The sequence below is a fragment of the Agromyces sp. NPDC127015 genome (genome assembly GCF_042725165.1).
Classification (GTDB): domain Bacteria; phylum Actinomycetota; class Actinomycetes; order Actinomycetales; family Microbacteriaceae; genus Agromyces; species Agromyces chromiiresistens.
The window spans coordinates 1,174,963-1,198,672 of sequence record NZ_JBHXDI010000001.1; the positions used below are offsets into that span (position 1 = coordinate 1,174,963).

At 70.8% G+C, this 23,710-nt stretch carries 26 protein-coding genes; 10 read left to right on the forward strand and 16 right to left on the reverse strand.

The genetic code is table 11. The features are described from left to right. Nucleotide 1: 1 nt before the first annotated feature. From ACFWGP_RS05620 to ACFWGP_RS05640, 5 genes are all read right to left on the reverse strand, one after another. Nucleotides 2–298, reverse strand: coding sequence for a hypothetical protein (locus ACFWGP_RS05620; RefSeq protein WP_376930322.1), 297 nt, complete (start codon nt 296–298; stop codon nt 2–4). Continuing rightward, nucleotides 295–633 carry a hypothetical protein gene (locus ACFWGP_RS05625; protein ID WP_376930323.1) on the reverse strand — a complete coding sequence of 113 codons (339 nt, stop codon included), beginning with the start codon at nt 631–633 and terminating at the stop codon, nt 295–297. The genes ACFWGP_RS05620 and ACFWGP_RS05625 overlap by 4 nt, the downstream gene beginning before the upstream one ends. Then, nucleotides 626–1,231: a hypothetical protein gene (locus tag ACFWGP_RS05630; protein WP_376930324.1), complete on the reverse strand. Its 606-nt coding sequence runs from the start codon at nt 1,229–1,231 to the stop codon at nt 626–628. Before ACFWGP_RS05630 ends, ACFWGP_RS05625 begins: the two co-directional genes overlap by 8 nt. A 358-nt stretch (nt 1,232–1,589) precedes the next feature. Then, nucleotides 1,590–1,802, reverse strand: coding sequence for a hypothetical protein (locus tag ACFWGP_RS05635; RefSeq protein WP_376930325.1), 213 nt, complete (start codon nt 1,800–1,802; stop codon nt 1,590–1,592). Beyond that, nucleotides 1,799–2,035, reverse strand: a complete 237-nt coding sequence (locus ACFWGP_RS05640; RefSeq protein ID WP_376930326.1) for a hypothetical protein — start codon at nt 2,033–2,035, stop codon at nt 1,799–1,801. Before ACFWGP_RS05640 ends, ACFWGP_RS05635 begins: the two co-directional genes overlap by 4 nt. A 659-nt stretch (nt 2,036–2,694) precedes the next feature. On the opposite strand from ACFWGP_RS05640, the gene ACFWGP_RS05645 reads away from it, so the two are divergent. Further along, nucleotides 2,695–3,168 carry a hypothetical protein gene (locus ACFWGP_RS05645; RefSeq protein WP_376930327.1) on the forward strand — a complete coding sequence of 158 codons (474 nt, stop codon included), beginning with the start codon at nt 2,695–2,697 and terminating at the stop codon, nt 3,166–3,168. A 4-nt stretch (nt 3,169–3,172) separates the two neighbouring features. Next, the gene (locus ACFWGP_RS05650; RefSeq protein WP_376930328.1) at nt 3,173–4,369 is read left to right on the forward strand and encodes a tyrosine-type recombinase/integrase; all 1,197 of its coding nucleotides are present in this window, start codon (nt 3,173–3,175) and stop codon (nt 4,367–4,369) included. 257 nt (nt 4,370–4,626) lie between these two features. Here ACFWGP_RS05650 and ACFWGP_RS05655 read toward each other — a convergent pair whose 3' ends face one another. The 4 genes from ACFWGP_RS05655 to zapE form a co-directional block, all read right to left on the reverse strand. Beyond that, nucleotides 4,627–4,950 carry a hypothetical protein gene (locus ACFWGP_RS05655; RefSeq protein WP_376930329.1) on the reverse strand — a complete coding sequence of 108 codons (324 nt, stop codon included), beginning with the start codon at nt 4,948–4,950 and terminating at the stop codon, nt 4,627–4,629. Between the two features lie 124 nt (nt 4,951–5,074). Further along, nucleotides 5,075–5,638, reverse strand: coding sequence for a type II toxin-antitoxin system PemK/MazF family toxin (locus ACFWGP_RS05660; RefSeq protein WP_376930330.1), 564 nt, complete (start codon nt 5,636–5,638; stop codon nt 5,075–5,077). A gap of 52 nt (nt 5,639–5,690) precedes the next feature. Beyond that, on the reverse strand, nt 5,691–6,953 hold the full coding sequence (locus ACFWGP_RS05665; RefSeq protein ID WP_231430860.1) for an ammonium transporter: 1,263 nt from the start codon (nt 6,951–6,953) through the stop codon (nt 5,691–5,693). Between the two features lie 178 nt (nt 6,954–7,131). Further along, nucleotides 7,132–8,187 (reverse strand): cell division protein ZapE, encoded by a 1,056-nt coding sequence (gene zapE / locus ACFWGP_RS05670; protein ID WP_231430859.1) that lies wholly within the window; start codon nt 8,185–8,187, stop codon nt 7,132–7,134. 143 nt (nt 8,188–8,330) lie between these two features. On the opposite strand from zapE, the gene ACFWGP_RS05675 reads away from it, so the two are divergent. After that, nucleotides 8,331–9,119, forward strand: coding sequence for a sulfurtransferase (locus ACFWGP_RS05675; protein WP_376930331.1), 789 nt, complete (start codon nt 8,331–8,333; stop codon nt 9,117–9,119). Here the strand turns inward: ACFWGP_RS05675 and ACFWGP_RS05680 are convergent. Together ACFWGP_RS05680 and ACFWGP_RS05685 are read right to left on the reverse strand one after the other, a co-directional pair. Further along, a complete protein-coding gene (locus tag ACFWGP_RS05680) occupies nt 9,031–10,659 on the reverse strand; it encodes an ABC-F family ATP-binding cassette domain-containing protein (protein WP_231431887.1) in 1,629 nt (542 codons plus the stop codon). The genes ACFWGP_RS05675 and ACFWGP_RS05680 overlap by 89 nt on opposite strands. Nucleotides 10,660–10,921: 262 nt before the next feature. Further along, a complete protein-coding gene (locus ACFWGP_RS05685; protein ID WP_376930332.1) occupies nt 10,922–11,587 on the reverse strand; it encodes a TetR/AcrR family transcriptional regulator in 666 nt (221 codons plus the stop codon). Nucleotides 11,588–11,707: 120 nt separating this feature from the next. On the opposite strand from ACFWGP_RS05685, the gene ACFWGP_RS05690 reads away from it, so the two are divergent. Together ACFWGP_RS05690 and ACFWGP_RS05695 are read left to right on the forward strand one after the other, a co-directional pair. Further along, nucleotides 11,708–13,102 carry an amidase gene (locus tag ACFWGP_RS05690; RefSeq protein ID WP_376930333.1) on the forward strand — a complete coding sequence of 465 codons (1,395 nt, stop codon included), beginning with the start codon at nt 11,708–11,710 and terminating at the stop codon, nt 13,100–13,102. Nucleotides 13,103–13,187: 85 nt separating this feature from the next. Next, complete coding sequence (locus tag ACFWGP_RS05695) at nt 13,188–14,636, forward strand: APC family permease (protein ID WP_275506398.1); 1,449 nt, start codon at nt 13,188–13,190, stop codon at nt 14,634–14,636. Nucleotides 14,637–14,665: 29 nt separating this feature from the next. Here the strand turns inward: ACFWGP_RS05695 and ACFWGP_RS05700 are convergent, their stop codons facing one another. Next, nucleotides 14,666–15,862 carry an FAD-dependent oxidoreductase gene (locus ACFWGP_RS05700; protein ID WP_231431884.1) on the reverse strand — a complete coding sequence of 399 codons (1,197 nt, stop codon included), beginning with the start codon at nt 15,860–15,862 and terminating at the stop codon, nt 14,666–14,668. Nucleotides 15,863–15,918: 56 nt separating this feature from the next. After that, the gene (locus ACFWGP_RS05705; RefSeq protein WP_376930334.1) at nt 15,919–16,326 is read right to left on the reverse strand and encodes a hypothetical protein; all 408 of its coding nucleotides are present in this window, start codon (nt 16,324–16,326) and stop codon (nt 15,919–15,921) included. Nucleotides 16,327–16,491: 165 nt separating this feature from the next. Here ACFWGP_RS05705 and ACFWGP_RS05710 point away from each other — a divergent pair, with 165 nt between their 5' ends. Then, a complete protein-coding gene (locus ACFWGP_RS05710) occupies nt 16,492–17,085 on the forward strand; it encodes a hypothetical protein (RefSeq protein ID WP_376930335.1) in 594 nt (197 codons plus the stop codon). 51 nt (nt 17,086–17,136) lie between these two features. Here the strand turns inward: ACFWGP_RS05710 and ACFWGP_RS05715 are convergent, their stop codons facing one another. Beyond that, nucleotides 17,137–17,841 carry an endonuclease/exonuclease/phosphatase family protein gene (locus ACFWGP_RS05715; RefSeq protein WP_376930336.1) on the reverse strand — a complete coding sequence of 235 codons (705 nt, stop codon included), beginning with the start codon at nt 17,839–17,841 and terminating at the stop codon, nt 17,137–17,139. 76 nt (nt 17,842–17,917) lie between these two features. After that, nucleotides 17,918–18,901 carry an NAD(P)/FAD-dependent oxidoreductase gene (locus ACFWGP_RS05720; protein ID WP_376930337.1) on the reverse strand — a complete coding sequence of 328 codons (984 nt, stop codon included), beginning with the start codon at nt 18,899–18,901 and terminating at the stop codon, nt 17,918–17,920. A gap of 65 nt (nt 18,902–18,966) precedes the next feature. Between ACFWGP_RS05720 and ACFWGP_RS05725 the strand changes: the two genes are divergently transcribed. Both ACFWGP_RS05725 and ACFWGP_RS05730 read left to right on the forward strand, forming a co-directional pair. After that, nucleotides 18,967–19,557: a helix-turn-helix domain-containing protein gene (locus ACFWGP_RS05725; RefSeq protein ID WP_275506403.1), complete on the forward strand. Its 591-nt coding sequence runs from the start codon at nt 18,967–18,969 to the stop codon at nt 19,555–19,557. 67 nt (nt 19,558–19,624) lie between these two features. Further along, a complete protein-coding gene (locus tag ACFWGP_RS05730) occupies nt 19,625–20,005 on the forward strand; it encodes a PLDc N-terminal domain-containing protein (protein ID WP_275506404.1) in 381 nt (126 codons plus the stop codon). Nucleotides 20,006–20,033: 28 nt separating this feature from the next. Here ACFWGP_RS05730 and ACFWGP_RS05735 read toward each other — a convergent pair whose 3' ends face one another. After that, nucleotides 20,034–20,672 carry a TetR/AcrR family transcriptional regulator gene (locus ACFWGP_RS05735; protein WP_231431877.1) on the reverse strand — a complete coding sequence of 213 codons (639 nt, stop codon included), beginning with the start codon at nt 20,670–20,672 and terminating at the stop codon, nt 20,034–20,036. Nucleotides 20,673–20,787: 115 nt separating this feature from the next. On the opposite strand from ACFWGP_RS05735, the gene ACFWGP_RS05740 reads away from it, so the two are divergent. Further along, nucleotides 20,788–22,308, forward strand: a complete 1,521-nt coding sequence (locus tag ACFWGP_RS05740) for a purine-cytosine permease family protein (RefSeq protein WP_376930338.1) — start codon at nt 20,788–20,790, stop codon at nt 22,306–22,308. An 8-nt stretch (nt 22,309–22,316) separates the two neighbouring features. Continuing rightward, on the forward strand, nt 22,317–23,528 hold the full coding sequence (locus tag ACFWGP_RS05745; RefSeq protein ID WP_275506407.1) for a serine hydrolase: 1,212 nt from the start codon (nt 22,317–22,319) through the stop codon (nt 23,526–23,528). Nucleotides 23,529–23,710: the final 182 nt, after the last annotated feature.

Consider the following 23,710-nt stretch of genomic DNA (forward strand, 5'->3'; position numbering starts at 1 on the left):
GTCAAACGCTCAGCTCCTTCGCGATCGACTCGAGCTTCACTGGCGGCGCGTCGGCGACGTCGGGCCAGTAGAGCCACGCCCACCGGCCGAGCGCCTTCTGCGACTCGTTGAGCGCGACCGCGAGCGCCGATACCTCGGCGTAGAGCCCCGTCCGCCCAGTCTCCGGGGCAGGCTCTCCGAGCTTGAGCCCCTTGTGGCGCACCCACTCGGCCTCGCCGTCGACGAACTTCCGACGCTTCCGGTACGGCTCGGCTTTCAGAACGAACTTCATCGGCGCATCGGCCGGTGCTGCGGTCACTTCTCCTCCTTCTCGGGCAGCCGCCAGACCACCTCGCGCTTGCCCCACGGGTTCTTCCTCGTCTCGCCGGAGTCGACGAGCATTCGGCGAGCGGTCAGCTCAGACCGACGCTTCCGTGGGGTGTCGAAGCGCACGCGCGGCAGCCACGGCTCGACGCCCTGGCGCACGACGTAGAGCTGGTTCAGCTCGTGGTCGGTCATCGGCCCGTGTTCGGCGAACAGCTCGAGCACGGCGTAGTGCAAGAGCGAGCTCACCGCGGCGTCAGGCTCGGCGGCGACGGATGTCTCGGGGTCGGTCGACCTCGAGCGGGCCGGGAGTGTCATCACGTCAGACATGTGCCACCTCATCCATGACGGCGTGCACCTGCGAGAATCCGCGCGGCCCGCGGTGGTGCGGCGCTTCCTTCTCGGGGCGCGGGTGCTGCTCGAACAGCTCCTCGCGCGTCCACAGGAACGTCTTCACGACGGCTGTGCCGTCCGGGGTGACAGCGACCATCGCGGCGATACGGCCGACCTCGAAGCGCCACGCGCACGAAGCCCTGTCCCACTCGACGTTCGTCGCGTAGAAGAGGGTGGCCTCGATTTCGGGGCCGCCGACCGCGGCCTGCTGCCGCATGAGCTCGAGGCGTTCGCGCGCGTGCTGCGAAACCTTGACCTTGCCGCGCTCGAGCGTCGGCGGCGTCGCCGCACTCTCCCGCGGAATGCCGAGCTTGCGTCGCCACTCGCCCGCGAGCGAGACGGCGAGGCCGGCGGACACCTTCTGCGGAATGCCGATCGTGCTGCCGTTGTCGTGCCGGTAGCGCTTGGCCTTGTCGTGATCCCGACCGAGCTTGTCCGTGTGGTTGACCGGGTGGAAGCCGATGTCTCGCAGCTCGTGCTCGAGCCACCGTGACGGGTTCTTCTTGAGTAGCCGATCGTTGATCGCGTGTTCCATGCGCTCTCCCTCCTGCGCGAGATGGACGTGGTTCGTGCCTCCGGCCCGGCTCGGACGGGCTGGGTGATGACGCTTCTGCCGATGGCCGCCCGGGTGGGCAGGCTCATGACGCCGCGGAGGCTCCCTGTATTGAGTTGTTCCCCGCCCCCTCACACGATCGGATCGTTCGGCACGCCCGGTTTCTGGCCGGGTGCCGGTGAGTGGCGGAGACGCGCTGTGGAGTTCTCAATGGGCCGAAGCCCCGGACTGGCCGCTACCCGTCCCTCATGCACGCCCCGATAAGCGCGGGGGTGCGCGGTGGTCACGGCGGGACTCGAACCCGCAAGGTGGCCTGTTGGCGTGACCTGATGTGCTGCCGCTACGCGGAGCGGCGGATGGGCGTGACGTTCTGCATGTGCTCGCAGACGCGCCCCTCGACCCATGCGCGAGCGCACGCCGGGTCGATTCGCCAGGGCGAGCGCGGCTTGCGCTGGAAGCCGTGCATGTCGCCCGACTCGAGCGCCCGACGAACCGTCACCGGGTGCCGGTCGACGAGCTCGCCGACGCCGACGACGTTGAGGTAGGCGCTCATGCCGCTGACTCGAGCTCGGCCTCGAGCACGGACGGCTCGACGAACAGGTACTCGAACTTCACGCGGAGCGCGGAGAGGAAGTAGTGGATCACGCGAGTGTTCGCCTCGCGCTTGTGGCCGAGCACGTCGTAGTAGGTCGTGCGCGGGATGCCGGTCTTGCGGATGAAGTCGCTGTCGTTGGCGTACTCGCTGGAGGTCGAGAGCAGACCCCTAAAACGGGGGGTGTGGAGCACGTAGGCTGGGGCGCTCTGTGCCAATTTCGGGCCTCTCGATCGGCGATCTTCCGCGGTTCGGATGATCGGGACGAGAGAGACTGTCCCACATTCGGGCCGTTGTGTCCAATCCGTGTTCGGAATCTGGGACTCAATAGATCAGGGCTACCCCTGAAAGTTGGGTAGAGTTTCTCCCAACATGTTCCGAGACTGGGACATATGATGGGGCCATGAATTCGTACGAAGAGTGGCTACGAAACACGACCAACGGTGCTTCTGGCCGGGCCATCGCTGCGGCGATCGGCCGCCCGGGAGCGAACTCGACTGTGAGCCGTTGGATGACAGAGGGGCCGCCTGCAGATGGAGTCATCGCGATCGCGAGAGCGTACGGAAGTGACCCAATTCTGGGACTCGTCGCCACCGGCTACCTCAACGAGAGTGAGCTCGATGCGAGCCACATGACGTCCAGTCTTCGGGACGCTACAGACCTGCAGCTCGTGGAAGAGCTGCACCGCCGAGCGATCATCGCGGACGCCGAGCAGAGGAGGCACAGCAGCTCCTAAGCACCCCGGCCCTGCGGAAGACGCTCCCCCCATGTCGCACCTGCCGAACCCGAACCCCACCGGCAGAGCGAGTGATTACCCGCGTCTCCTATCCGCAGCACCGAAAGTTGAACCTCCGTGTCCTACAACCCCTACACCCACGCATTCGAGCTCGGGCTCACGCTCCACTGGTCGCACGACGTCGACGAGATGGAAGGGTTCGAGTGGAACCCTGAAACCCGCGTGCTCACAGTGCTCGCCGGAATGGGCTCCATCCGCGAGCGCTGCACCCTCGCAGTCGCGATCGTCATGCTCGAGCGTGACGTGCTCGATTCGATCGACGGGCGCGCCGCACTCTTCATCGAGTGCCGGCGCGTCGCGGCGGGCCGCCTCATCGACGCCGACCGCTACGCACACCTCGTCGACCGCGTCGACCACATCCCACCCGCCGACCGGGGCGGATGGCGGATGCACGCCGCCCTCCTCGGTGTCACCAAGTCGATCCTCGACATCTACATGAACCACATCTCCCCCACCCGACGCATCACCCCCGAGGCGATCATCACGGCCGCCTCGGAGGCACACACTCAACCGATCCAGATTGTGAGGTAGCGCGATGGCCTGGGCGCAGCAGAAGGCGAACGGCATGTGGGCGGGGCTCTATCGCCTACCGGACGGCAGCCGCCGCTCGGCAGGCGTGTTCTCCACCGAGGCGAAAGCCAAGCGTGAAGCTGCTGCGCTCGAGGCCGACACGCGCAAGCCGGGGTGGCGCGACCCCCGCCGCGGCATGATGCCGTGGGGCGACTGGTATGCCGAGTGGTCGGAGGCTCGCTCGATCGAGCGCACGACGACCTCGAACGAGGCGAGCATGGTCAAGAACCACGTCATCGAGTACTGGCGCGACAAGCCGCTCATCGAAATCACGCGGTTCGACGTCCAGGCGTGGGCAACCGGGCTCACGCGGAAGAACATCGGGACGGCGTCGAAGCCGAAGTACCTCGCCACCTCGAGTGTGCGACGAGTGCTGAACGTCTTCGTCTCTTCGATGACGGCCGCGATGGATGCCGAGAAGATCGACGTGAACCCTGCCGTGCGGATCAAGCTGCCATCGATCCCGCCGCCTGACCATGTCTACCTCGACCGCGACCAGTACGCCGAGCTCGTCGACAAGGTGCCGACTGAGGAGGAGCAGGCGATCCTCGACTTCCTCGTCAGCACCGGGCCGAGGTTCGGCGAGATGGCCGGCCTCCACCTCAATCGCTTCAACGGTGAGTCGAACCTCGCGCACTTCATCGATGTCTGGAACGGCGTCGAAATCAAGCCGTTCACGAAGAACGGCAAGGGGCGGCACGTCCCAACGATGGACTGGACGTTCCGGCACGCTGACATCGACGCGCTGCCGCAGAGGTCATGCGGGAAGCCTCACCGGGTCGGCGGCACCTGCCGTTCGGTGCTGCTCTTCCAGAACCGCGACGGCGGCCCGCTCGACGATCGCAACTTCTACCGCCGCACGCTCGAGCCAGCGCTGCGGAGGTCGAAGCTCGACACCCTCGGCTTCACCCTGCACGACTTCCGCCACACGTACGCGTCGTGGCTCCTGCAGGGCGGGGCGAGCTTGTCGCGCGTCGGCGAACTGCTCGGGCACTCGTCGACGAAGGTGACCGAGATCTACGCGCACCTCGCACAGGCTGTCCGCTCCGACGTCGACGACATCCTCGTACTCCCCGAGCGCTCGCGCACGGCCGAGCGGGGGGCATTTGGGGGGCAGGTTGTCGATTTCGCGTCCCGCAGAGTTCTGCGGGAGGCGAGGTAAGAATCCCATGTTGACCAGCTATTTCACTACACGACGCTACATCGCGCTACACGGCGCTGCATAGCTGATCTTCGTTCACACGGAAGAGGTCGTCGGTTCGAGCCCGGCATCGCCCACAACGAGAAGCCCCCGGTAGCCCGGGGGTTTCCGCATTTCACGGCCGCATCCGATTCGGAACCCCTCGAGCACGCCGCACGCCGACAGCGAGACACCGCGTTCCGCGCCGATGGCACGTGGCTGCACGTGTCTGCCGGAAGTCAACGCACCGAATGCGTTCGGCCCGCATGATCTGCCGCCATGGCCTGAGCCCTGCGATTCGCCTTCACGAGGATCGCCACGATGAAGATCGCCAATGCGTCCACGACCGACACCATGAACACCGAGGCGTTGGCTGCCAGCCAGAGCAGGTTGGCGTTCGGCAGCATTCGCGACGCGTCCCAGCCGGACGCGGACTCCATGTGATTGATCGCAGCAGTGTCCGCGATCTGCCAGAGAACGTAGAACGCGACGACGGCGATGTTCAGGCCGACGAGCGCCAGCCCGCCGATCACACCAACCGTCTTCTCAAAAGCCTGCGACATTCCGGCTCCTCGTTGCATCCGTTCGAAACAGGTCCCCAGCCGCCATGCGGCCCGTCGTGCTGCCGCTGCGGAGATTCGACCAAACCGGGTGGGATACGGACGTTCATCGTTTCGAGGTCGGCGATCAGCTCCAGCCGTAGCGGCGATTGAGCGCATCGGCCACCCGCGTGTAGCGCTCGGCGTCGAGCGAGGCGGCCTCGCGCCGCATGCCGCCGGTGCGCACCCTGAAGACGCGATCGGTCTTCGCCCAACTCGGCCGCCCCTCGGCGTCCCAGGCGCCCTCGCCGAGCGAGACGTAGTCGCGGTCGCCGTCGTGCGGCTTGCTCGTGAGTTGCACGGCGAGGAAGTCCCCCGCCCCCGACGCCGCCACGATCACGACCGGACGGTCCTTGCCCCGGCCGTCGCGCTCCTCGTAGGGCACCCACGTCCAGACGACCTCACCGGGATCGGGATCGCCGTCGCGACTCGGCGCGTAACCGAGCCGGACTCCCCGGAGGCGCCGCGGATCGACCTCGACGGTCGCATCGGATCCCGTCTGCCCCGGGGAGGGCTCGCCATCGGCGAGCCGCGCCGGCGAGGCATCCCGCCCGGTCGTCGTCCGTGGCGCGGCCGATGTCTTCGAACCGCCCGAACCGAGCGCCCGCAGGAAACGGCCGACGGCGGTGAGGAGGCGGCCGGTGTCAGTCACACCGGGCACACTACCCCACCGCCGTCGGCCGGCCGAGGCTCGATGACTCGCGTCAGACGGTCTCGAGCTTGTAGGCGTCCTCGCCGTGCACGACGGTGTCGATGCCGGCGATCTCGTCCTCGTTCTTCACCCGGAAGCCCATCGTCTTCTGGATGAGCGTGCCGATGCCGAAGGTCAGTGCGAAGGAGTACACGAGCACCGAGACGGCCGCGATGGCCTGCACGGCGAGCTGCGTGAAGTTGCCGCTGTAGATGAGACCGGTCCCGTTCGCGAAGATGCCGAGGTACAGCGTGCCGATCAGGCCGCCGACGAGGTGGATGCCCACCACGTCGAGCGAGTCGTCGAAGCCGAACTTGAACTTGAGGTCGATCGCGAGGGCGCAGACGGCACCGGCGATCAGGCCGAGCACGATCGCCCAGATCGGCGTCAGCGAGGCGCAGGCGGGCGTGATCGCCACGAGACCGGCGACGGCGCCCGAGGCGGCGCCGACGGACGTCGGCTTGCCGTCCTTGATCTTCTCGACGAGCAGCCAGGCGAGGAGCGCCGCGGCGGGCGCGGCGATCGTGTTCACGAACGCGAGCGCCGCGGTGCCGTCGGCTGCGAGCTCCGAGCCGGCGTTGAAGCCGAACCATCCGAACCAGAGCAGGCCAGCGCCGAGGAGCACGAACGGCGGGTTGTGCGGGACGTGCGCGCCCTTCGAGAACCCGACCCGCTTGCCGAGCACGAGCGCGAGGGCGAGCGCCGCAGCGCCGGCGTTGATGTGCACCGCCGTGCCGCCCGCGAAGTCGATCGCGCCGACGCCGAACGCCTCCTGCAGGCCGTACGTGATCCAGCCGCCGTAGGCGAAGCTGCCGTCCTCGGCGAGGCCGAAGTTGAACACCCAGCTCGCGACCGGGAAGTAGACGATCGTCGCCCAGATCCCGGCGAACACCATCCAGCCGCCGAACTTGGCACGGTCGGCGATGGCGCCGGAGATGAGCGCGACGGTGAGGATCGCGAAAGTCGCCTGGAACGCCACGAACGCGAGCGGGGGGTACGCCGCGCCCTCGGGCGTCTCGAGGAGGCTCTCGAGCCCGATCGCCGACCAGTCGATCGACCACGGCGGCACGAGGCCCTCCGAGCCGGGGAAGGCGATCGCGTAGCCGTAGAGCACCCAGAGGACGCCGATGAGGCCCATCGCGCCGAAGCTCATCATCATCATGCTGATGACGCTCTTCGCCTTGACGAGGCCGCCGTAGAAGAACGCGAGCCCAGGGGTCATCAGCAGCACGAGTGCCGCCGAGATCAACAGGAACGCGGTGTTGCCTTGATCCATCTCTCGAACCTCTCTCGGATGCAGGTCGTGGGGGGAACCTGTGCCGCAAGTGTCACGAGTGGGCGTTTCGATCGATTCGTCGTTGTGTTTCGGGGTCGTTACGGTCGGGCGTCTCGTGTGAACAGCAGATTTCGGGATGCCTCGACGGCACGGTGAATCGGCTGCGGGAGTGCCCCGATCAGTCGTGCGGCGGCAGCTCGCCCGACGTCAGCGCGATCATGCGGCTCATCGACCGGAGGTACTTCTTGCGGTAGCCGCCGGCCATCATCTCGGCGTCGAACACCTCGTCGAGGGCGACGCCGCTCGCGACGACCGGCACCTCGGCGTCGTAGACGCGATCGATGAAGGCGACGAGGCGCAGCGCCGCGTTCTGGTCGTGGAGTTCGTGGGCGCCGGTGAGCGCGATCGTGTCGAGCCCCTCGACGAGTCGCACGTACTTCGACGGGTGCACGGTCGCGAGGTGGGCGATGAGCTCGTCGAACCCGTCGAGCGAGACACGATGGCCGCGCTCGGCCAGCGCGCCGGCCGTGCGCCGCACGGCGGCGTCGTCGCCCGCGACGACCGCATGCCCTTCGGTGTCGCGCCGGCGATAGTCGAGTCCGTCGATGCGGAGCGTCTCGAAGTTCGACGAGAGCGCGTGGATCTCGCGGAGGAAGTCGGCCGCCGCGAAGCGCCCTTCGCCGAGCGCATTCGGCGGGGTGTTGCTCGTCGCGGCGACTCGCGTGCCGCCGGCCATGAGCTCACCGAGGAACCGCGTCATCAGCATCGTGTCGCCGGGATCGTCGAGTTCGAACTCGTCGATGCAGATGAGCTTGGCTCCGCGCAGCAGTTCGACCGCCTGCGCGTAGCCGAGTGCCCCGACGAGGGCCGTGTACTCGATGAAGGTGCCGAAGTACTTCGGACCGTGCGCCACGTGCCAGAGCGAGGCCAGCAGGTGGGTCTTGCCGACGCCGAAGCCGCCGTCGAGGTAGACGCCGGGCAGCTCGATGCGCGCGGGCCGCTTGCGCGAGAAGAACCCGCCGGGACGCTGGGCGGCTCGCCACGCGCCGGCGAACTGGTTCAGCCGGTCGAGCGCCGCCTGCTGCGAGGGGAAGTCGGGGTCGGGCCGGTAGGACTCGAACGAGGCGTGCTCGAACTGCGGCGGTGGCACGAGCTCGGCCGCGATCTCTGTCCCCGAGATCGACGGATTGCGGTCGACGAGGTGGATGGGCGCCTGGCTGGAGGCCGTGGTCATGCTGGAGAGCTCCCGTGTTGCACCGGATGACGGGTGCTGTGACTGCGCCCCGCGGGCCGCGTAGATTCGGAGGGTGGACAGGTCATCAGCCTAGTCCGCTCCCCCGATCACCCCGCCCGACCGGGCGACCACAGGAGGCCCCCATGTCCGCCGAGTTCGACTCCGCCGCGAAGTTCGCCGAGTACGCCCATCCCGAGCGTCTCGTCTCCACCGCCTGGCTCGCCGAACACCTGGGCGAACCCGGCCTCGTCGTCGTCGAGTCCGACGAGGACGTGCTGCTCTACGAGACCGGCCACATCCCCGGTGCGGTGAAGATCGACTGGCACACCGACCTCAACGACCCGGTCGTCCGCGACTACGTCGATGCCGAGCAGTTCGCCGCGCTCCTCGGCTCGAAGGGCATCGCCCGCGACACGACCGTCGTCGTCTACGGCGACAAGAACAACTGGTGGGCGGCGTACGCGCTCTGGGTGTTCACGCTCTTCGGCCACGAGGACGTGCGCCTGCTCGACGGCGGTCGCGACCTGTGGATCGCCGAGGGGCGCGAGCTCACCACCGACGCATCCGACGTGACCCCCGTCGAGTACCCCGTCGTCGAGCGCGACGACCGCGCCGTGCGGGCGTTCAAGGACGACGTGCTCGCCCACCTCGGCAACCCGCTCATCGACGTGGGGGCGCCCCCGGGGGGGCCCGGGGGGCGCCCGCCCCCCCCCCCCCCACCCGGGGCGGGGGGGTGGCCCGCGTCGCCGGGCGGCCTCCGCGCGATCGGAGATCGCCGCAGGATCGGAAGGATCCGCGCCGGTCGGACCGAGACCGTGGCGATCCCCGATGTCGCGGTGCGGCCTACTCGGGCCCGTCCAGCCGCAGCCGCTGACCTCCGAACCGCTCGCGCAGCAGCCGGTCGTGCGAGACGAGCACGACCGCGCCGGTGAACCGTTCGAGCGCGCCTTCGAGGTCTTCGACCAGGTCGGGCGACAGGTGGTTCGTCGGCTCGTCGAGCAGCAGCAGCTCGTGGGGCTCGCTCACGAGCAGCGCGAGCTCGAGCCGCCGCCGCTGCCCGTACGAGAGCGCGCCGACCGGCACCACGAGGTCCCGCGGATGGAACAGCCCGAGCGACATCAGCCGGGCCTCGGCCGTCTCGCGGTCCTCGCGGATCCCCGCCGCGTACGCCTCGAGCAGGGTGCGACGACTCGGCCGGATCGCGCTCTGCTGGCGCAGGTGCCCGATGCGCGGCGTGGCCGTCACCGTGCCGGCATCGGCGCGGAGCTCCCCGGTGATGACGCGCAGCAGGCTCGTCTTGCCGACTCCGTTGCGTCCGGTGATCAGCAGCCGGCCCCCGGGCGCGAGCACGAGGTCGTCGACGGATGCCTCGGCCACCCGTACCCCGGAGAGCACGAGCAAGGGGGCGCCCTCGACCTGGGCGTCGACCGAACCGGTGAAGGCCGTCGGCGCGAACGAGAGCGGCTTGGCCGGCGGGATCACGGGCGCGGCGAGCAGCCGCGACATCCTCGCCTTCGCGTTGCGGATGCGGCCCATCGCCCCGTGGTCGCGGCCACGGGGCCGGAACGCGCCCGTGCCCATGCCGGCCTTGTCGAGCTTGCGCGGGATCGCGGCGAGCCGCCCCGCGTTCGCCGCGACGAGCTCGCGGTTGCGGGCGAGCTCGGCCTTCCACGTCTCGTAGGCGAGCCGGTGCCGTTCGCGTTCGTTCGCCTTCGCGATGAGGTAGCCGGGGTAGCCGTCGCCGTAGCGCGCGACCGAGGCGGCGTCGACCTCCCAGATCACCTGCGTGAGCGCCTGCAGGAACGCGCGGTCGTGCGTCACCACGACCACGGTGCCGTCGTGCACCCGCAGGCGATCGACGAGCCACTGCCACGCGTCGTCGTCGAGATCGTTGCTCGGTTCGTCGAGCAGCAGCAGCTCGGGGTTCGCAGCCACCGTCGCCGCGAGCGCGACGCGCGAGCGCTCGCCGCCCGAGAGCGTCTCCCACGCGCGGTCGCGGTCGAGGCCGCCGACGCCGAGCGCATCGAGCGATGCATCGAGCCGGGCGGGAGCGCCGTAGCCGTCGCGCGCCTCGAAGCGCTCGGTGATGGCCGCGTACTCGGCGAGGGCGTCGTCGAGCGCGGCACCCTCGAGGTCGGCGAGCCCCTGCTCGGCCGCGTGCATCTCGCGTTCGAGCCCGCGCAGCTCGGTCGAGCACGCGTCGATCGCGTCGTGCACGGTCGCGTCCGACGCCAGCTCGAGCACCTGGTCGAGCGCGCCGACGCCTCCGGCGAAGCGCGCGACGAGCTCGCCGGCGTCGGGGCTCAGCGCGCCGCCGATGAGGCGCAGCAGGGTCGACTTGCCCGAGCCGTTGTCGCCGATGATGCCGACGCGCTCGCCGGGGCGGAGGGAGAGTTCGACCCGGTCGAGCACGACGCGCTCGCCGAAGCGCTTGGTCACGGCGTGGAGGGAGAGTTGGCTGGTGGGGTACATGGAGGAAGCTCCTTCCCGGCCCGTCTCGCGAGGTCGCGAGCGCCGGTCGAGGTTCGGCGGCGGACACCGCCCGAAGGGGGTGCGCGCGAGCGTCGACGGCTGCGAGCCGAATGATCAGTGGCGGTCGATTGCGCGTCGATCAGCGGCGCTCAGCGCCGGCATCGATGCGGAAGCCGTGGAGCATTGCTCGACACGGCTCACCACTCAGGAGTAGATCAGCGTACCCATCGCCGAGCGACGTTAGTGGGCGCTTCGGCCGGTGTCAAGGGTCGGTGGCCCTCGCGCCCGACACGAGCGTCGCGTCGAGCCCGGCGATGAGTGCTTCGAGGCCCTGGTCGAACGTTGCGAGTTCGCGCATGCCGGCGACGTCGGCCGTCGAGGCGGCGGCGACCCCTGCTCCGGACGGGCGCTCGGCCGCATGGCTGCGCGCCCACACCACGAGGAACCCCGAGGCGTAGGCGTCGACGATGCCGAGCACCTGCCGGGCCTGGTCGGCCGTCAGGCCCGCATGCTCGAGGCCGGCGAGCACGCCGGCGAGGTGCGGTGCGACGGGGGAGGTGTCGTACGGGGCGAGCGCGAGCAGCTCGAACGCGTGCGGCACCTGCACGGCGAGGTCGCGGTACGACGCGAGCGTGCGGCGCACCGCCTGCTGCCACGTCTCGCCGGGCTGCTCGTGCAGCTCGAGGCGCTCGATCAGCTGCTCGACGATCGCGTCGACGAGGTCGTCGCGACTGCTGACGTGCGTGTAGAGGCTCATCGGCGCGCAGCCGAGCTCGGTCGCGAGGCGGCGCATGGTCAGGCCGTCGAGGCCGTCGCGTTCGACGAGGGCGATCGCCGCGTCGGTGACCTCGCGGCGGGTGAGGGTCTGGCGTGCCGTGCGAGCGCGCGACCCCGGCTTCGCCGGAACTGCCGCTTGACGTGAGGCCATGCGTGCAAGAGTATCGTCCGTACAGTGTACGGAAGCGTACGACGTACGGGTCGATCTCGACACGTTCGGCACGCCCGACGCGCTCGCGACCGACCCCCGCCCCACCCCGAAAGGCACCACATGGAACTCTTCCGGCTCACCGCCACCGAGGCATCCGAGCTGATGCGCCGGCGCGAGCTGTCGCCCGTCGACCTGCTCGAGTCGGTCATCGCCCGCACCGAGGCGACCGAACCCTCGATCAACGCGGTCACCGAGCAGTGGATCGACGAGGCGCGCGACGCCGCACGCACGTCGGAGTCGCGCTTCGCCGCGGGCGACGACCTGCGCCCGCTCGAGGGCATCCCGCTCATGCTCAAGGACGAGCAGCCCGTCGCGGGCCGGCTCCTCGAAGACGGATGCCTCCTGGAGCAGGGGCACGTCGCCTCCGAGACCCACCCGATCGTCGAGCGGATCCAGGCGGCAGGCGCCGTCATCCACGCCCGCACGACGACGCCCGAGTACTGCTGCGCGCCCGTCACCCACTCGAAGCTCTGGGGCGTGACCCGCAACCCGTGGAACACCGACCTCACGCCCGGCGGCTCGTCGGGCGGGTCGGGCGCCGTGCTCGCCGCGGGCTCGACCCTGCTCGCGACCGGCTCCGACATCGGCGGGTCGATCCGCATCCCGGCGTCGTTCTGCGGAGTCGTGGGATTCAAGCCCCCGTTCGCTCGGGTGCCGGGCATGGCGCCGTTCAACTCCGACACGTACTGCGCCGACGGGCCGATGGGGCGGAGCGTCGCCGACGTCGCGATGCTGCAGAACGTCATCTCCGGCCCGTGGGTCGGCGACGCGGCATCCCTGCGCGACATCGCGACCGTCTCGGGGACCGTGGGCTCGCTCGAGGGCGTGCGCATCGCCCTCTGCCTCGACCTCGGCGGCTACGACGTCGACCCGGCCGTCGAGCTCAACACGCGCACCGTCGCGCTCGCGCTCGCGGCTGCGGGCGCGACCGTCGACGTCGTCGAGCTGCCGTGGGGCCCCGAGCGCACGCTCGCGACCGCGTGGCCGCACTTCGGCGCCGTCATGGGGCCGTTCATCGAGTCGATCCTCGAGGGCGACCCCGCCCGGGCCGAGCAGCTCATGCCGTACACGCGGGCGTTCGCCGCGGCCGCCGCCGAGGGCGGCGCCTACGTCGACGGACTCGTCGCCGAGACGGCGTTCTACCGCCCCTTCGCCGAGCTCATGACGGACTACGACGTGCTCGTCTGCCCGACGATCGCCACGACCGGGTTCGCCGCCGACGAGCCGTCGACCGACAGCGCCGCGATCTTCTCGAAGCTCATGACGCTGCCGTTCAACGTGATCGGCCGCGTACCGGTGCTCGCCGTGCCGTCGGGCATCGCGCCGAACGGCGTGCCGACGGGCGTGCAGATCGTCGGCCGCACGTACGACGACGCGACCGTCTTCCGCGTCGGCGCCGCCCTCGAGCAGGAGCTCGCCCTCTGGACCGATCCGGCCTGGTGGCCGGAGCTCTGACCCACCGGGCCGGGGCGGCCGCAGCCGCCCCGGCCCGAACCTCCCCCAATCCCTCCGTCACCACCGTCGCTGACCAGGAGCAACCATGACCTCCACGTCCACCACCCCCACGACCGCCGCCGGCGGCACGCTCGCCCGCGGCAAGCTCGGCACCTTCGACATCTTCTTCTTCGTGGTCGCCGCGGCCGCCCCGCTCGCCGTCATGGCCGGCGCGGCCCCGCTCGCGTTCCGGCTCGGCGGCATCGGCGCCCCGGGCGCCTACGTGTTCAGCGGCATCGTGTACATCCTGTGCGCCGCCGGGTTCACGGCCTTCGCCCGCCACGTGCGCAACGCCGGCGCGTTCTACGCCTTCATCGGGCGCGGCCTCGGTCGGCGCGCGGGCGGCGCCGCGGCGCTCGTCGCGCTGCTGTCGTACGCACTCATCTGCGGGGGCTTCTACGGGTTCCTCGGCTTCTACGCCGCCGAGACGTTCAACGGCATGCTCGGCGTCGACGTGCACTGGTCGGTCTACGCGCTCGCGGGTGTCGCGATCGTGGCCTTCCTCGGCTACCGGCAGATCGACGTCGGCGCCCGCGTGCTCGCCGTGCTCATGACCCTCGAGGTGCTCATCCTCGTCGTGCTCGCGATCGCCGTGCTCGCCACCGAGGGCACGGCGAACTTCACCGTCGAGCCGTTCGCGCCGGGCAACGTGTTCAACCTCGCCTCGGGCGGCATGTTCGTGCTCGCGCTCGGCGCGTTCATCGGCTTCGAGGGCACCGCGATCTATGCCGAGGAGGCGCGCGACCCCGAGCGCACGGTGCCCAGGGCGACGTACATCGCGGTCGGGTTCCTCGCCCTGTTCTACGGCTTCATCGCGTGGGTCGCCGTCGCCGCGCTCGGCATCGACGGCCTCACCGAGTTCTCGCTGTCCGATGCGTTCCAGGGCCTCTACTTCATGCTCGCCGAGTCGTACCTCGGCGCGTGGGCGTCGACGGTGATGGGGCTCCTCATCGTCACGAGCATCCTCGCGGCGACGATCGCGTTCCACAACGCGACCTCCCGCTACCTCTTCGCGCTCGGCCGCGACGGCGTGCTGCCCGCGAAGCTCGCGCGCACCCACGCCCGATTCCACTCGCCGGTGCTCGCGAGCCTCGTGACGACGATCGCGTCGGTCGTGCTCATCGCGATCACGCTCGGGTTGCGCGGCGACCCGTACCTGCACCTGCTGCTCTGGACGAACGGCGTCGGCATCATCGGCATCGTCGCGCTGCAGCTGCTCTGCATGGTCAGCGTCGTGCGGTTCTTCAGCCGCGACCGCCGTGGGCACGGCGTGTTCCGGGTCGTCGTCGCGCCCGTGCTCGGCGTGGTCGGCCTCGCGGCCGGCCTGTACCTGATGCTCACGAACCTCGACCTCCTCACGGGCCGCACCGACTGGATCAACTGGGTGCTCATGGCGACCCTCGTCGTCGCGGCCGCGATCGGTGCGCTCCGGCCGGGGCGAGCGCCGACATCGGTCGAGACCGAGCCGACGACCGAGGGCGCCGGGTCCGCGTAGCCCGTCGCGCGGCGGCGGGTGCGGCCGGGTCAGCCGGCGGATGCCTCGGGCGCGCCGCCGAGGGCGGTGGGCGAGTCGAGCGCGCCCGCGGCCGCCGCAGCGGCGGCGGGGTCGGCGCCGGCGAAGCGGTCGAACCGGAACGGCGCGAGGTCGACCGGCGGCGTCTCACCCTCGGCGAGGTCGGCGAGCACGAGCCCCATGAGTGCCGAGAACTTGAAGCCCTCGCCCGAGTCGCCGCAGGCGACGGTCACGCCGGGCAGCGGAGTGCCGATCACGAAGCGGCCGTCGGGGGAGTCGGTCCAGCTGCACACCTTCGCGTCGACGACGGCGGCCCCCGTCATGCCGAGCGCCGTGCGCGCGTAGTCGAGCAGCGTCGCGGTGCGGGCATCGTCGGGCGTGCGGTCGTCGTCGACGCCCCACCGGGCCTCGCGCAGCGGTGCGTCGAGGCCGAGCTTGTAGCCGACCCCCGGCGTCGCCATCGCGTAGAGCGTCGGCCGCTCGCCCGCAGCGATGTCGATGAGGTCGGGCAGGTCGTCGAACGCCTGCGCCGGGTCTGCGACGTGCACGACCTGCTCGAGGTGCGGACGCAGCGGCACCGCGAGCCCCAGGCGGTCGAGCAGGGCGGATGCCCCGGGGCCGGCCGCGATCACGAGGGCGTCGGCCTCGAGCACCTCACCGCCGGCCAGGTGCACGCGGCGGGGGCCGTCACCCGAGGCATCCGCCTCGACGTCGACGACGTGGGCGATGCGCAGCTCGCCGCCCGCCTGCTCGAAGCGCCGCAGTTGCGCGCGCAGCGAGACCTCGGCGAGCACGGGGCCCGCCTCGGAGGTGTAGATCGCGCCGCGCCCGTCGGGCACGAGCCCCGGGAAGCGGGAGCCGACACGGTCGGCGCCGAGGCGCAGGTGCGGGATCCCCTCCATCGCGAGCGCCCACTCGAAGCCGTCGAGGGCGGCCGCCTCGTCGCGCCACACGAGCCCGCGCCGCAGGAACACCGGCTCTCCGGCGATCGACGAGAGCCGCTCCATCGCCTCGAGGCTCTGCCGGGTCATCGCGATCTTCGCCGGGTCGGGGTCGGCGAGCCGCCAGATGCGGGTCGGTCCGTGCGAAGAGGAGAGGGCGTTGCCCGGCCCGTAGCGGTCGACGAGGGTGACGTGGTGGCCGCGCCCGGCGAGCTCGGCCGCGGCCGGAAGCCCCCAGGCGCCCGCGCCGATGACGATGATCTGCATGCCCTCCATCTTCGCCGGTGAGCGGGGTGCCTCGAGCCTCCCGTCGACTCGGCCGGTCACTCGTCGGCGGAGCCCTCGTCGCCGGCCGCCCTCGCCACTGAGATGATGAACCCGCTGACGGCGCCGCCGAGCGCGGCGAGCGGGCTGAGCACCATGGCGATCGACCAGACGATGTCCTGCGTCAAGCTCGTCGCGAGCCACGTGAAGCCCGGGCTCGCGATGAGCAGCGCCGACCACCAGGGGGCTTCGAACGCGAATGCCGCGAGCCCGCACACGATGCTCACGATGCAGCAGGCCACCGTGAGCGGACCTGCCCACGGATTCGAGTTCTCGGAGCCGAAGCTGCCGAGGCCGTCGGCGAGGACCGCCACGATGAGGGTCGGGCCGACCAGGATCGCGACGACGAGCCAGGCCGTGCGCAGTGCGGCCTCGGCAGGGAGCTCGGGCCTCGTCGAGTCGGTCATGCGCGCCAGTGTAGGGAGCGCGAACGTCGAGCGCGGCCCCACATCGAGGGGGTGCGGGGGCTGCGATCCGGGCGTCCCTCGAGGGGTGGCGGCCCGCACACGGATGTGATATACCCACAGGGGGTATAGATATCCGATGATGCGCATCAGCGAGGAGGCATCCCGATGAACCGGCTCGAATCAACGGCGGCCACGGCCGATCGCACACAGCAGGCGACGACGAGACAGCCCGTCTGGCTCATCGTCGTCGTGCTCGTCATCGGCGTCGCGAGCGGCGTCGGCCTGCTCTTCAGCGGCTATCCAGAGGCGCTCGGCACGACCGTGCCGATGACCGCCCTCGGCATCGCGACGCTCTGCTACCTCGCTGCGGCCGTCACCGGCGTGCGCTGGGTCGCCTGGCTCGTCGTCGTGCTCGGCACCGTGCTCGTGTTCGGCGCCGAGCTGCTCGACGTGCCGAGGTGGCTCGTGATCGCGGCGGCGGGCCTGGTGCTGGCGGTCGTCGGTGTCATCCGCCGTCCGCGGGTGACCGCTCCGCAGGCGGTGGCGATGCTCGCCTACTTCGGCGTCGCGGTCGTCGCCCTCGCGCTCGACCCGCGGGCCGGGCTCGCGATCGCCGGCCTCGCGCTCGCCGCCCACGCCGGCTGGGACGCCGTGCACTACCGCCGCAACGTCGTCGTCGGTCGCTCGCTCGCGCTCTGGTGCATGGGGCTCGACCTGTTCCTCGGCCTCACCTGCGTGGGGGTCGCGCTCGCCGCGTGATCGGCCGTCCGGTCGCGGCGCCCGCTCGCAGGGGTGCGGAGCCGCGGACGATCAGATGACGACGTCGACCGCGTCGTCGGCGAGCAGGCCCACGTACTGCGCGTCGACGAGGATCGGCAGGTGGTCGCTCGACCCGCGCGGCAGCGTCTCGACCCGGCGGATCTCGAAATCGGCCGACGTCGCGAAGTCGAAGTGCCCGCGGAAGTACTTGTACCGCGTGTACGTGCGGCTGTCGCTCAGCGTGAGCTCGTAACCCGCGTCGCGCACCTTCTCGGCCAGGTTGTCCTTGAAGACCGGGTAGTTGTAGTCGCCCACCATCAGCGTCGGCAGGTGCGGGCCCATGAGCTGCAGCGAGCCGAGCGCCGCATTGATCTGGTGCCGCCGTAGCGAGTTGAGCGCGGTGAGGGGTGCCGCGTGGAACGATGCGACGACGATGTCGCGCCCGTGCTCGCGGTCGGTGAGGCGTGCGCCGAGCAGGCGCTCGTGGGCCGGGCGGAGGATGCGGTCGTGCAACGACTTCTTGAGGGCGAAGGCGCGGATGTCGCGGGGCTCGAAACGATCGGCGCGGTAGTACATCGCAAGGCCGAGCCGGTTGCCCGTCGTGGAGTGCGCGAGCCGGAGCCGGCCGACGGCCTCGGCGAGGTCGGTGGTGTCGCATTCCTGCAGGCAGAGCACGTCGGGGGAGTACCGCCCATCGAGCGCCGCCAGCTCGGAGATGGCGCGGTGCTTGCGCAGGTTGTAGCTGATGACCAGCATCCCCTCAGCCTAGGCGTTCGAAGGTGAACGCCGGCCGTGGATGTCTCGTCGCGTCATCCTCGCCGGACGCGAGCGGTCAGCTCGCCGCCAGGGCCGCGCGCACCTCCTCCTCGACGAGGTCGGCGTTGATCGCCGCTCCCGCCATGCTGCCGGCCGCCATCGCGAACGGCACCGAGGAACGGGGATCGGTCACGTTGCCCGCGGCCCAGACGCCCGGCACGCTCGTGCGGCCCATCGCGTCGACCACGACGAACTCGCCGCCCATCGGGTGCGGCGCACGATCGGCGCCGAGGCGCCGGAGCACGGGGTCGTTCGGCTCGGGCACGGGCCCGGCGAAGATCGCGTCGGTCGCGAGTTCCGTGCCGTCATCGAGCCGGATGCCTCGGAGGCGGCCTCCGTCGTCGGCGACGACGGCCGCGACCGCGCGATCCTCCACCGAGATGCCGCGTGCGATGAGGCCGGCGCGCGCCTCGGCGGTCAGCTCGGCACCGTGCGCGAAGAACGTCACATCGACCGAGAGCTGCCGCATGAGCTGGGCCTGGTGCACCTGCGCGGCGCTCGCGGCGAGCACGGCGATGCGCCGGTCGCGCACCTCCCACCCGTCGCAGTACGGGCAGATGAACGCGCCGCGGCCCCACTGCTCGGCGAGACCGGGCACGGGCGGCAGCGCGTCGCGCAGGCCGCTCGCGACGAGCAGTCGCCGGGCGTGCAGGCGCTCGCCGTCGGCGAGCTCGAGCGCGACGCGCGGCCCGCGGCCGTTCGGCTCCGCAGTACTGCCGGGCTCCGCTGCGTCGTCGAGGGCGCGCGCGTCGACGGCGATCCCGCCGCGCACGGTCACGCCCTCGTATCGTTCGAGTTCGGCGCGTCCGTCGGCGAGCAGGTCGAGCGGCGAGGTGTGGTCGCGACCCAGCACGCCGTGCATGTGACCGGCGAAGCGGTTGCGCGGGCTGCCTTCGTCGAGCACGAGCACCCGGCGGCGGGAGCGGCCCAGCATGAGCGCGGCGCTGAGTCCGGCGCTGCCGCCGCCGACGATGATGACGTCCCACGAGGTCTGCTGCATCTTCCGATCGTCGGCCGCACATGATGGAATGGCAAGCAAGTTTGCCGAAACAGCAAAGGGACACCATGTCAGACGACGCCGAGCACCTGCACCTCGACCGCATGCTCGAGGGCGTCGCACCACGACTGCGAGCGCTTCGCACCCGCCGCGGGTTCACCCTCGCCGAGCTCGCTGAGGAGACCGGCATCTCGGCGAGCACCCTGTCGCGGCTCGAGTCGGGTGGCCGCCGGCCGACCCTCGACCTGCTCATCCGCCTCGCCGCGGTGTACCGGGCGAGCCTCGACGACCTCGTCGGCGCACCGCAGATCGCCGACCCGAGGGTGCACCCCAAGCCGTTCTACCGCGACGGCAAGGCGATCATCCCGCTCACCCGCAGCAACCCCGACGTGCACGCGTTCAAGATGGTGCTGCCCGGGCACCCGCCCGAGGCGCCCGTCGAGCGGCGGGCGCACGAGGGGTACGACTGGGTGTACGTGCTGAGTGGTCGCGTGCGGCTCGCGCTCGGCGACGAAGAGCTCGTGCTCGAGCCGGGTGAGGCCGCCGAGTTCGACACGCGCGTGCCGCACGGCACCGCGAGTGCGTCGCTCGAACCGGCCGAGATCCTCAACCTGCTGAGCGCCCAGGGCGAGCGCGTGCACCTCCGTGAGGCGCCGTGACCGGCGGTCCCGGCCGTGATCGCGCCGTGCTCGACCCGCCCGGCCTCGTCGCCCTAGGCTGGCGGCCATGCCGTTGATCTTCTCCGTCGTCGTCGTCGCGGGCATGGTCTACGCGCTCGTCGACCTCATCATGCGCGACGAGTCGCAGGTGAAGCACCTGCCGAAGTTCGGCTGGATCCTGCTCGTGGTGCTGCTGCCGCTCATCGGCACGATCCTCTGGTTCGTGCTCGGGCGCGAGTACGCGCCCCGCGGTGCCGGCCTCGGGGGCTTCACCCCGGCCGGGCGCAGCCCCGAGCCGTACGTCGCACCGCCGGCGGTGCCGCGCGACACCCGCAGCACCGAGGAGCAGCTCGCCGACCTCGACCGAGAGATCGAGTTCTACGAGCAGCGCGCCGAGCTCGAGCGCCGTCGGCGCGAGCTCGACGGCGGCGCCGCGCCGGGCGGGTAGCGACGGCCGAGTCGCGACGGCCGATGCCTCAGCTCCCGAGCGCGGCCACCTCGGCGCGCAGGCGCCCGGGCTCGAGGCCGAGCGCCCATTCGGTCGCGTCGGTGACGAAGCGCCAGTAGGCGTCGGAGTCGAACGCGCCGGTGTTGTTCGCGTAGGCGCCGAAGCCGTCGATCGCGACGAAGATGCGCACGCACGCGGCGAACGCGTCGTCGGGCGCGAACACCCCGGAGGCGATGCCGGCGTCGACGAGCTCGGTGAGCCGGGCGCGGTCGAGCGCCTCCTGCTCCTCGAGCGCCTCGTCGAGTGCGGGGCTGAAACGGCTGAGATGGCGCGCGTTCAGCCACAGCCGCGAGATCGGGCGGGCCTCGGGGCTCTCGACCCGGGCGACGAGACGGGCCATGCGTTCGAGCGGCTCGCCGCCTTCGGGCACGAGCGTCTCGCGCTCGTCGGAGACGGCGTGCACGAACGCGGCGATGACGAGGTCCTCCGCGACGGGGAAGTAGTGGCTGATGAGCCCGGGCCGAACGCCGAGCCGATCTGCGACCGCACGCAGCGTGATGCCCTCGAGCCCGTCGTCGAGCGCGATCGCCGCGGCGGTCGCGACGATCTCCGCGCGACGCTCCGCCGGCGGCTTGCGGGCGCGGGTCGCCGGCGCGCTTGACATCATGTCGATCATGTTATTGGATAAGCGACCAATAGCCCATTGGTCAAGCGACCAATAGCAGCGTCGCCACCGGCAGGGCCCTGACGACGCGACCCAGGCCCCGCCGAGAGGATCCCCCGTGTCATCCCAGACTCCCGCAGCGTCGCAGGACTTCGTCGACGCGCCGACCCAGCCCGAGACCCGCGGCATCGAGGTCGTCAGCCCGTCCGAGCGGCACGGTCGTGCCCGTGACCTCTTCGGGGTCTGGGCGGCCCCCAACGTGAGCATCCTGAACTTCACGATCGGCGCGACCATGATCCTGCTCGGCCTCGAGATCTGGCAGGCCGTCGCCGTCATCGTCGCGGCCAACCTGCTCTGGGTCTTCCCGGGCCTCATCGCGATCGCGGGTCCCGCGGCGGGCACGTCGGGCTCGGTCATCAGCCGCGCCCTCTACGGCATCATCGGCAACAAGGTCATCATCGCCTTCACCGGATGGCTCGTCTCGGCCGTCTTCCTCGCGCTGAACTGGCTCGCCTCGTCGTTCATGGGTGCCGACCTGCTCGCGCAGTGGGGCTTCGCCGACCCCGTGCTCGGCCCCGTCGCCGTCACCCTCGTCGTCTCGGCGATCACGGTGCTCGTCGCGGTCTACGGCCACGGGCTCATCATCAAGAGCTACACCGCGATCTCGATCGGCCTGCTCGTGATCTTCCTCGCGGTGACCGCGTTCGCACTGCCGACCGTCGACTGGGGCTACCAGGCGCCCGAGGCGCTCACCGGAGTGCCCCTCTGGTCGGCCATCACGATCGGCTTCACGATCCTCGCCTCGACGCCGCTCTCGTACATCAACAGCCCCGACATCGCCCGCTACCTGCCGCGCGAGACGAAACCCTCGCACATCATCGCGGCGACCGCGCTCGGCGGTGCACTGCCCGGCATCTCCTTCACCGTCGTCGGCGCGCTCATCGTGACCGGGCTCACCGGTCCCCAGCTCGAGGCGGGCATCGAATCGGCCATCCTCGGGCTGCTTCCGACCTGGCTCGGCCCGCTGCTCGTGCTCGCGGTCATCGTCAACACGATCGCCCTCAACGGCATGACGACGTACACCTCGAGCATGGCGCTGCAGTCGGTCGGGGTGCCGATCCGCCGCATCCCGTCGGCGATCGTCATCGGCGTCATCGGCACCGCGCTCACCCTCTACCTCGTCATGTCGACGAACCTGCTCGACGCCGTCAACCTCATGCTGCAGTTCCTCGTGATCGTCTCGGGCCCGGCGATGGCGATCTTCGCGACCGACATCGTGCTGCGCCGCAACCGCTACGACGCGACCGACCTCTTCGACGAGGAGCGCGGCGGCAGGTACTGGTACACCGCCGGCTGGAGCATCCCCGGCATGACGTCGGCGGTCGTGGGCGGCATCGCGACCGCGGCCTGCCTCTCGACCGACGTCTGGTCGGGGCCGGTCTCGGAGGCGATGGGCTGGGTCGACCTGTCGGTGCCCGTGGGCATGATCGTCTCCGCGCTCGTCTATCTCGGCCTCTCGAAGACCGGCCTCGGTCGGTTCGAGGAGGTGCCGACCGCTCGGGCCGCACAGGTGGCGGAGGCCGCGCAGCCCGCGCGGGCCGCGAGCCCCGCCGACCCCTCGACCGAGCCCGCGGCATGATGGCGGACATGAGCGACGCGACCCTTCCGATCGATCCGCACGACCCCGCCGCGACCGGCCCGCACCCGCCGCGCTACCCGGGCGCGCCGGCCGGGGTGCCGACGCTCGACACCTGGCAGGAGGCGCCGGGCAACCGCTGGGCGTTCGGCGACCTCGGCGAGCTCGTGCCGACGGCGACGATCTCCCGCACCCCGCCGAGCGACCGCGCCGGCGCCGCGACCGTGCGGCTCGAGGCGTTCGGCGACGCGCTGCCCGACCTCGAACGCCGGCTCGAGGCCACGTTCACCGACGCGTTCCTCGTGCTGCGCGGCGACGAGGTGGTCGCCGAGTACTACAAGCCCGGCTTCGCGCCCGACCAGCGGCACCTGCTGATGAGCGTCTCGAAGTCGATCTGCGGCCTCACCGTCGGCGCGCTCGTCGACGCGGGTCGCATCGACCCGGCGCGCCGCGTCACCGACTACGTGCCCGAGTTGGCCGGCTCGGTCTACGACGGGCCGACCGTGCGCCACGTGCTCGACATGCAGGTCGCGATCGACTACGACGAGAACTACGTCGACCCGGCGGCAGAGGTGCAGACCCACGACCGCTCGGCGGGCTGGCGGGTGCGCCGACCGAGCGACCCCGTCGACACGTACGCGTTCCTGACGACGCTCCGCGGCAGCGGAGCGGTGGGGGAGTTCCAGTACTGCTCGGCGAACACCGACGTGCTCGCCTGGATCGTCGAGCGGGTCACCGGCGCCCGCTACCACGACGTCGTCTCCGAGCTGGTCTGGTCGAAGCTCGGCGCCGACCGAGACGCGACCATCACCGTCGACCGGTCGGGCTTCGGCTTCGCGAACGGCGGCGTCTCGTGCACGGCGCGCGACCTCGCCCGGGTGGGCCGCGCCGTGCTCGACGGCGGCGTCGCGCCCGGCGGCCGGGTCGTCTCCGAGGCGTGGGCCCGAGGCATCCTCGCCGGGGGCGATCGGGAGGCGATGACGTACGAGGGCTTCACGAGTGCGTTCCCCGGCGGCTCGTACACGGCGCAGTGGTGGTGCATGGGCAACGATCGCGGCAACGTGAGCGGCATCGGCATCCACGGGCAGAACCTCTGGCTCGACCCCGCGACCGACTCGGTGATCGTGAAGTTCTCGACCTGGCCCGACCCCGACACCGCAGAGTGGAACGCCCTGCAGGGCACGTTGCTCGTCGACGTGAGCGAGGCGCTCGACACGATCTGACGGGCGGGATGCCTCGGCGCGCACGCTGCGCCGAGGCATCCGTCACGCGTTCGTCACGCCCACGAGGGCGGATGCCCGGGCTCGCGTGATTCGGTGGCAGCCCGGAGGACGCGGCGAAACCCGAGCTTCTATCATTTCGATGGTTCAGCCCAGCCGCATCGCGGCACGCACCATCGGGAGGA